This window comes from Enterococcus sp. C63 (genome assembly GCF_040887215.1).
Lineage (GTDB): Bacteria > Bacillota > Bacilli > Lactobacillales > Enterococcaceae > Enterococcus_B > Enterococcus_B hirae.
Map to the genome: position 1 here is coordinate 172,599 of NZ_JBFOFI010000008.1, position 7,283 is coordinate 179,881.

The following is a 7,283-nucleotide window of genomic DNA, read 5'->3' on the forward strand; positions in this document are numbered from 1 at the left end:
ATCACAGCATAAAACTATAGTGCGAGTCCAAAGTTAGTCTAAAAACTAACTTTGGACTCGCACTATAGTTATACTTTCTATCGCATAGTAACAAACTCTTCTGCACCAGTTGGATGGATAGCGACCGTATCATCAAAATCTGCTTTTGTCGCGCCCATTTTAATTGCAACAGCAAAACCTTGTAACATTTCATCGACACCAATACCAATTGCATGTAAGCCAATGATTTTTTCTTCTTCTCCTACGCAAATCAATTTCATCTCACATTTTTGACGATAGTCATTCAATGCAAAATACATAGGTGTAAATCGTGAACGATAAACTTTGATCTGATCACTTCCATAGGTAGCCAATGCTTCATCTTCTGTTACACCGATCGTTGCAATTGGTGGATGGGTAAATACAACTGTTGGTACTAAGTGATAGTCTAGATAAGAATTTTCTTTCCCATTAAATAGCCGTTCAGATAAACGGCGACCTGCAGCAATTGCCACTGGTGTCAAATCAATTTTACCGATCACATCTCCCACCGCAAAAATATGTGGATCTGTGGTATTTTGATATTTATCAACTTTTATAAAACCACGTTCATCTAATTTTACTTGGGTATTTTCTAATCCTAATTGATCGGTATTAGGCACTCGACCTCCTGCAAACAATACACAATCACCAGAGAGTCGTTCACCATTTTCAAATACAACTGTATACTCATTGTCGTTTTTGATGATTTCTTTAGCTATATGTCCAGCGTAAGTTTTGATCCCAGCTTCTTGATACATCTCAACTAAGTTATCAGATAGCATTTTATCAAAAGTTCGTAATGGACGTTCTTTTCGATACGCCCACATTACCTCACTACCTAGCCCGTGTAAAACACCAGAAAGTTCTGCGGCAATATAACCTGCTCCTAAAACAATTGTCCGTTTTGGCAATTCTGTCATCTCAAAGAAGCCATTTGAATCAATTGCATATTCGCCACCAGGGATCGTCATTTTGCTAGGCTTACCACCAGTTGCAATCAGAATTTTTGTTGCTTGATAGGTTTCCCCATTTACTTCCACGGTTTGACTGTCTATAAAGGTAGCATATCCTTTAATTGCATCCACTTGATTACTATCCAAGCCACGTTGATACGCACCATGTAAAAAGTCAATATATTTCTCACGCTTTTCAACTAACTCTCTAAAATCTACTTTTTTTACATCTGCTTGGATCCCATAACTTGAAGCATCTCGTTCCATTGTTTCTAGAATCGTGCTGGCTTGCCACATTACCTTTTTGGGTACACAACCAACATTCACACAAGTCCCACCAAGTTCATTTCCTTCAATTAATAAAACTTTTGCACCGTGCATTCCGGCACGATTCGCAGAGGCGATCCCTCCAGAACCACCACCGACAACTATATAATCATACGTTTTCATGCTATGCCTCCTAATTTAAGAAGATGCTTGCTTTTCTTCTTACTTTGGATAAATTTTCAAGAAAAATTTCTTCTCTACTCTTTTTATCCTTACAAAAAATAAGTTTAACACGTTTAAACAGATAATATAACTTTGATGCTTTATTTTTATTCGATTGATTAGCGTATGCTTTTATTTTCTTTTCCGAATCATATCTCCTGGTTTTACAGGTTGTGTCACTGGCATAGTTAAAATCATCATCGGATTTGGTGCCCGGTCAATGGATTCATCTTCTTCATTGTACATTACCTCAACCGTTTGGCTAAAATGAGTGAATCCTGGACCATAAAATTCGATCTCATCTCCCACAGAAAATAGATTTCGTTGACGGATCGTTGCAATTTTGGTTTTTTCATCATAAGACATTACTTCACCTACAAATTTATAAACAGGGATCTTACGACGTTCCCCAAATAATTGTTCATTTTCTGTTGGTGTATTGTAATAAAATCCTGTAGCAAGTTCCCGTTGTGCCACTTTCCATAACTCATCAATCCACTCCTGCTTGCAGACATAATTTTCAGGGTCTTCCATATAACTGTCGACCGCAGCTTTATAAACATTAGAAACTGTAGATACATAGTGGATTGATTTCATTCTTCCTTCAATCTTAAAGCTATCTACCCCATTTTCAATCAATTCCGGGATATGCTCGATCATCGACATATCTACTGCACTCATTGAAAATTCTTCTTCTATTTCGCCGTTTTCTGTCAGATGATTTCTTTCTTGGCCAAAAGGCATATCAAATAATCCATATTTCCAACGACAAGATTGTGAACAGCCCCCACGATTAGCATCACGCATTGACATGTGATTAGATAAGGTACAACGGCCAGAATAAGAAATACACATCGCACCATGGATAAAGGCTTCAATTTCCACATCCGTATTTTTACGAATCTCAGCCACTTCTTCCATAGAAACTTCACGAGCTAAAACGACACGCTCTAATCCTTCTTCTTTCCAAAATTCAAGAGTTTCAAAGTTAGTGGCAGATGCTTGTGTCGATAAATGGATCGGTAAGCCCGGTGCTTCTGTCGCACATATTTCAATCAGCGCTGGATCTGAAACAATTACGGCAGAAATTCCGACATCACGTAATTGACGGAAAAATTCCCCAGCACCTTCTTCATTTCCTTCATGTGTCACCATATTTGCAGCAACATATACTTTTGCGTTATGTGCTTTTGCAAAAGCTACGCCTTCAGCCATCTCTTCATAGGTAAAGTTACCTGCGCGACTTCTTAGTCCATAAGCATTTCCGCCAATATAGACTGCATCTGCGCCATAATGAATCGCTGTCTTTAATTTTTCAAGTGTCCCAGCTGGAGCTAAGACTTCGGGTCGTTTCAATTTTCTTTTTGTTGTCATTTTTTCTCGTCATACTCCTTACTTGATGGCTTCAGGATCAATATAGAAGAAGCCAGTATCTAATTCACGATTTTGAGGATGTAATTCACTTATCTTTTTGCTTAATATTTCAGCACTTTCTTCATTCCAAGTACCTGCAAGGATTTGTTCTTTCGCTTCCACAAATGCTTTGGTAATTTTTACAAAATTTTCTCCTGGGGTAAATAAACCATCAAGTTTCCATGTACGGAACTGATGTTGATACAATAACCCTAATTCTTTTGACAGGTTGATGTCATTGCTGGCAAAAATATGGGTCCCATGAGTGTCTTCATAGATGGAATAATGTGTGTCGTCTTTCTTAGGTTCTGAAATAAACAAACCCCGATCACGATCTACTCGCTCTTCTTGTTTGGTAAAATGATAATAATTTTGCAATAAAGGACGTTTTGATTGATGAATGCAAGTAGCACCATACACTAGAATTTCTACCGGAACATTTAGTTTTTCTTCCATGGCTTTCATTTCTTCAAAAGGAACTTCTCTAGCTAAAACAGCTCCAACAGCTCCTCTTTTCGCCCAAAAATTGATTTGTCTAGCACTAGTAACTAACGTTTCTGCATCAAAAATGTAGGGAATACGCCATTCTGGATGTTTCTTCATGGTGTATATGATACCTGTATCACCTACTGTCAGTTGATCTACCCCAATTTCTTTCAGGAATTGTAGATATTCAGGTACTTTTTTCATTTTTTCAGGATGAATAATCCCATTCATCGCAATATTTACTTTTTTACCATATGTGTGCGCCAATTCAACTAATTGACGTTGTTCTTCTCTTGTAAACGACGCAGGTAATCGTAAACCAAATAGTTCCTCGCCAAAATACAAAGTATCTGTTCCTGCTTCAAGTAATTCTTTTGCTTGTTCAAAAGTTTCTACCGTAGTTATGATTTCGATCATCATTTCCTCCTCCTACAACTCCATAATAGTAGCATAGCTTAAAAAAGTTGCCAACACTTCTTACATTTATTGGTGGATTTTTGAATTTAAATTCACAAGAAAAAAAGTAAAAAAAATAAAAAAGTGAGAGCCTTTTGCCCATAACCTTCAATCGTTATGTGGAACAAAATTCTCTCACTTCTTTTTTAACTCCTATGATTCAACTACATACTTTTTTGGAAGACGTACATTCAAAGTGATTTTTCCTTTGGAGGCTCCCACTGTCACTTGATCGCCTAAATGGATTTCTCCACCTAATAATGCTTCACTTAAGCGATCTTCTATTTCTTTTTGCAACGCTCTTCGTATTGGACGAGCGCCATATTCAGGATCAAAACCAGCTTTTCCGATCACATCTATTGCTGCCGGAGTAATCTTCACTTGGATATCCTGTTCTTTCAAACGTTTGACGATTGCTCGACTCATAATTTGAACAATGGAGTGGATTTCATCCTTGCTTAATGAATGGAAGACAACTGTTTCATCTATCCGGTTCAAGAACTCTGGACGGAATGTTTTCTTTAATTCTTCTAAAATACGCTTTTGCATGGCTTTATGATCTTTGGTAATGTCTTGGACATTGAAGCCAACGTTTTTTTCTTCTCGAATTTGGGTTGCACCAATATTGGAAGTCATGATCATGATCGTATTTCTAAAATCAACTTTCCGACCTTTAGAGTCTGTTAAATGGCCATCGTCTAGTACTTGTAATAACAGATTAAATACATCTGGATGGGCTTTTTCTACTTCATCTAATAAGATGACAGAGTAGGGCTTTTGTCGAATTTTTTCTGTTAATTGTCCACCTTCATCATACCCAACATAGCCCGGAGGTGACCCAATCAACCGACTCGTGCTGTATTTTTCCATAAATTCAGACATATCAACCCGAATCAAGGAATTCTCGTCCCCAAACATCACTTCCGATAAAGCTTTGGCAAGTTCCGTTTTACCAACTCCTGTAGGTCCTAAGAACATAAAGGAGCCAATTGGTCGATTTGGATCTTTTAACCCACTACGAGCCCGACGAATTGCTCTTGATACTGCTTTGACTGCTTCATCTTGTCCAACAACACGTTCATGTAAAAGTGCTTCTAATTCCAATAAACGCTGACTTTCTTTCTTTTCCAGTTGTTGTAATGGAACACCTGTCCATTCAGAAACGACTGTGGCTACATCTTCTTCAGTCACACGATCAGCATAACCATTTTCCTGCTTTTCTTCTAGTATCAATAGTTTTACTAATTTTTTGTGTAATGCTTTTTCTTGTCTTCGCAATTGTGCTGCTATTTCAAAGTCTTGTTTTTGGATTGCTCGTTCTTTTTCTTTGACTAATTGTTCGATTTCCAACTTAATTACTGTAGATTCCGAAAGATCATCTGTTTGATCTAAGCGTACCTTAGCAGCTGACTCATCAATCAAATCGATTGCTTTGTCAGGTAATTGACGAGAAGTGATATAGCGTACAGAAAGATGAACCGCAGCTCTTATCGCATCATCAGTGATTTCTACACCATGATGCTCTTCATATCTTGAACGAAGACCACGTAAAATCTCTTCTGCTTCTTCAGGTGTCGGTTCATCTACTTGAATTCGAGCAAAGCGTCGTTCAAGGGCAGAATCTTTTTCAATGTACTTTTGATATTCATCTAACGTTGTAGCACCAATCGTCTGTAATTCTCCACGAGCTAAAGCAGGTTTCAAAATATTAGATGCATCAATTGCCCCTTCTGCACCACCGGCACCAATCAAGGTATGCAACTCATCAATAAATAAAATGACTTGACCGTCGTTATAGATTTCATCAATCACCTTTTTCATACGGTCTTCAAATTCTCCACGGTATTTTGTTCCCGCTACTAAAGACCCCATGTCTAACATCATCAAGCGTTTTTCTTGCATCTCTTCAGGAACTTCACCCATCACGATTTTTTGGGCTAAACCTTCAGCAATCGCTGTCTTACCAACACCAGGTTCCCCTACTAATACAGGATTGTTTTTAGTTCGGCGACTAAGTATTTGAATCAAGCGTTTTACTTCTCTTGAACGCCCAACAACTGGGTCAAGTTTTCCGTCTCTCGCTAACTTCGTCAAATCTCTTGCTAAAGAATCTAACGTTGGAGTACCTTTTACCATTTGACGCTTTTCTTGTGGGTTTTTACGACGGATACTATTATTACGGCTATCATTTTTTATGCCCATTTTTTGTTTCAAAGATTGTCGGACTTTCGTTAAACTGATTCCCAAATTGATCATCATCCGAGTAGCCATGATACTTTCATCTCTTAGCATACTCAACAAGATATGTTCCGTTCCCACTTTTTGAGCACCCATTTTTCTTACTTCACTATTTGCCAATGCAAAAATTTGTTTCATGCGTGGCGAATAAGGTAAAAAGGTTCCTTGAGGATATGAAGTCATTGTACCGTAGCCAATCAAATGCTCAATCTCTTCGTAGATGTCTGTTTCAGTTAATCCAACTTCACGTAGTACTTTCCCAGCAATTCCATTCGGTTCAATAACCAATGACAACAAAATATGCTCAGAACTAACAGACTGATGCTTAAACTTTTTTGCTTCATCTTGTGCAATTTCTAATACTAATTGTGCTCTTTGCGTAAAAAGTTCTTCCATTCATCTTCACTTCCCATCTTCATAGCTTAATCGTTCAAGAAATGCTCGAAGAATTCGAGCACGAACATAATCTTCTAGACCACCATCTACATTCAGTGTATTTTTGGCAATTGCGCTCAGCATTAAATTGCCTTCTTTTTTAGTAACAATTTGGTCCTCATATAATTTTTGGATGATTGCAAAAGCATTTTTTTCACTAATCGTTTCATTGAATAGCTGATTCACTTGTTCCAACATATGCCTTTTATCAGAAATTCTTACTTTGGCAATCCGTATGTAGCCACCACCGCCACGTTTACTCTCAACCAAATAACCTCGCTGAATCGTAAAACGAGTATTAATCACATAATTAATTTGAGAAGGTACACAATTAAAGAGGTCGGCCAGTTCAATCCTGCGAATCTCAATCATTTCATTTTTTTCTAAAAACTTTTTTATATATGATTCAATTAAATCCGAGGTATTCTGATGCGCCATCTTACTCATTCCTTTGACTAATATTGACCTTAATTATAGCGAATTTAATATCAGAAAGAAAGAAGAAAGACTTTTCCCTTAGAAATCATTAAAAATATAAAAAAATACGGAATGCAGGATTCCGTATTAACGCGCCCAAGAGGAGTCGAACCCCTAACCTTTTGATCCGTAGTCAAACACTCTATCCAGTTGAGCTATGGGCGCATATTCAGTTCATTTAAATTATAAAATACATTTCTATAAAAATCAATAAAAATAAAAAATCGGGAAGACAGGATTCGAACCTGCGACCCCTTGGTCCCAAACCAAGTGCTCTACCAAGCTGAGCTACTTCCCGAAAATATAAAAAAGACT

At 37.6% G+C, this 7,283-nt stretch carries 5 protein-coding genes and 2 tRNA genes; all 7 read right to left on the reverse strand.

Going from position 1 to position 7,283, the window contains the following annotated elements:
• Positions 1-77 precede the first annotated feature (77 nt).
• Positions 78-1,424: a glutathione-disulfide reductase gene (gene gor, locus AB3H90_RS12315; RefSeq protein WP_053765987.1), complete on the reverse strand. Its 1,347-nt coding sequence runs from the start codon at positions 1,422-1,424 to the stop codon at positions 78-80.
• A gap of 171 nt (positions 1,425-1,595) precedes the next feature.
• On the reverse strand, positions 1,596-2,837 hold the full coding sequence (locus tag AB3H90_RS12320) for a U32 family peptidase (RefSeq protein WP_010720714.1): 1,242 nt from the start codon (positions 2,835-2,837) through the stop codon (positions 1,596-1,598).
• 18 nt (positions 2,838-2,855) lie between these two features.
• A complete protein-coding gene (locus AB3H90_RS12325; RefSeq protein ID WP_014834383.1) occupies positions 2,856-3,779 on the reverse strand; it encodes a peptidase U32 family protein in 924 nt (307 codons plus the stop codon).
• Positions 3,780-3,971: 192 nt separating this feature from the next.
• Positions 3,972-6,452, reverse strand: a complete 2,481-nt coding sequence (locus AB3H90_RS12330) for an ATP-dependent Clp protease ATP-binding subunit (RefSeq protein WP_010720716.1) — start codon at positions 6,450-6,452, stop codon at positions 3,972-3,974.
• Positions 6,453-6,458: 6 nt separating this feature from the next.
• A complete protein-coding gene (locus tag AB3H90_RS12335) occupies positions 6,459-6,929 on the reverse strand; it encodes a CtsR family transcriptional regulator (RefSeq protein ID WP_034700167.1) in 471 nt (156 codons plus the stop codon).
• Positions 6,930-7,059: 130 nt separating this feature from the next.
• A tRNA-Arg gene (locus tag AB3H90_RS12340) sits at positions 7,060-7,133 on the reverse strand.
• Between the two features lie 59 nt (positions 7,134-7,192).
• Positions 7,193-7,266 (reverse strand) — tRNA-Pro (locus tag AB3H90_RS12345).
• Between the last annotated feature and the right edge of the window lie 17 nt (positions 7,267-7,283).

Bases quoted from the DNA above. Each gene is read 5' to 3' on its own strand.
- gor (WP_053765987.1), bottom strand. From the start codon at position 1,424: ATGAAAACGTATGATTATATAGTTGTCGGTGGTGGTTCTGGAGGGATC.
- AB3H90_RS12320 (WP_010720714.1), bottom strand. From the start codon at position 2,837: ATGACAACAAAAAGAAAATTGAAACGACCCGAAGTCTTAGCTCCAGCT.
- AB3H90_RS12325 (WP_014834383.1), bottom strand. From the start codon at position 3,779: ATGATCGAAATCATAACTACGGTAGAAACTTTTGAACAAGCAAAAGAA.
- AB3H90_RS12330 (WP_010720716.1), bottom strand. From the start codon at position 6,452: ATGGAAGAACTTTTTACGCAAAGAGCACAATTAGTATTAGAAATTGCA.
- AB3H90_RS12335 (WP_034700167.1), bottom strand. From the start codon at position 6,929: ATGGCGCATCAGAATACCTCGGATTTAATTGAATCATATATAAAAAAG.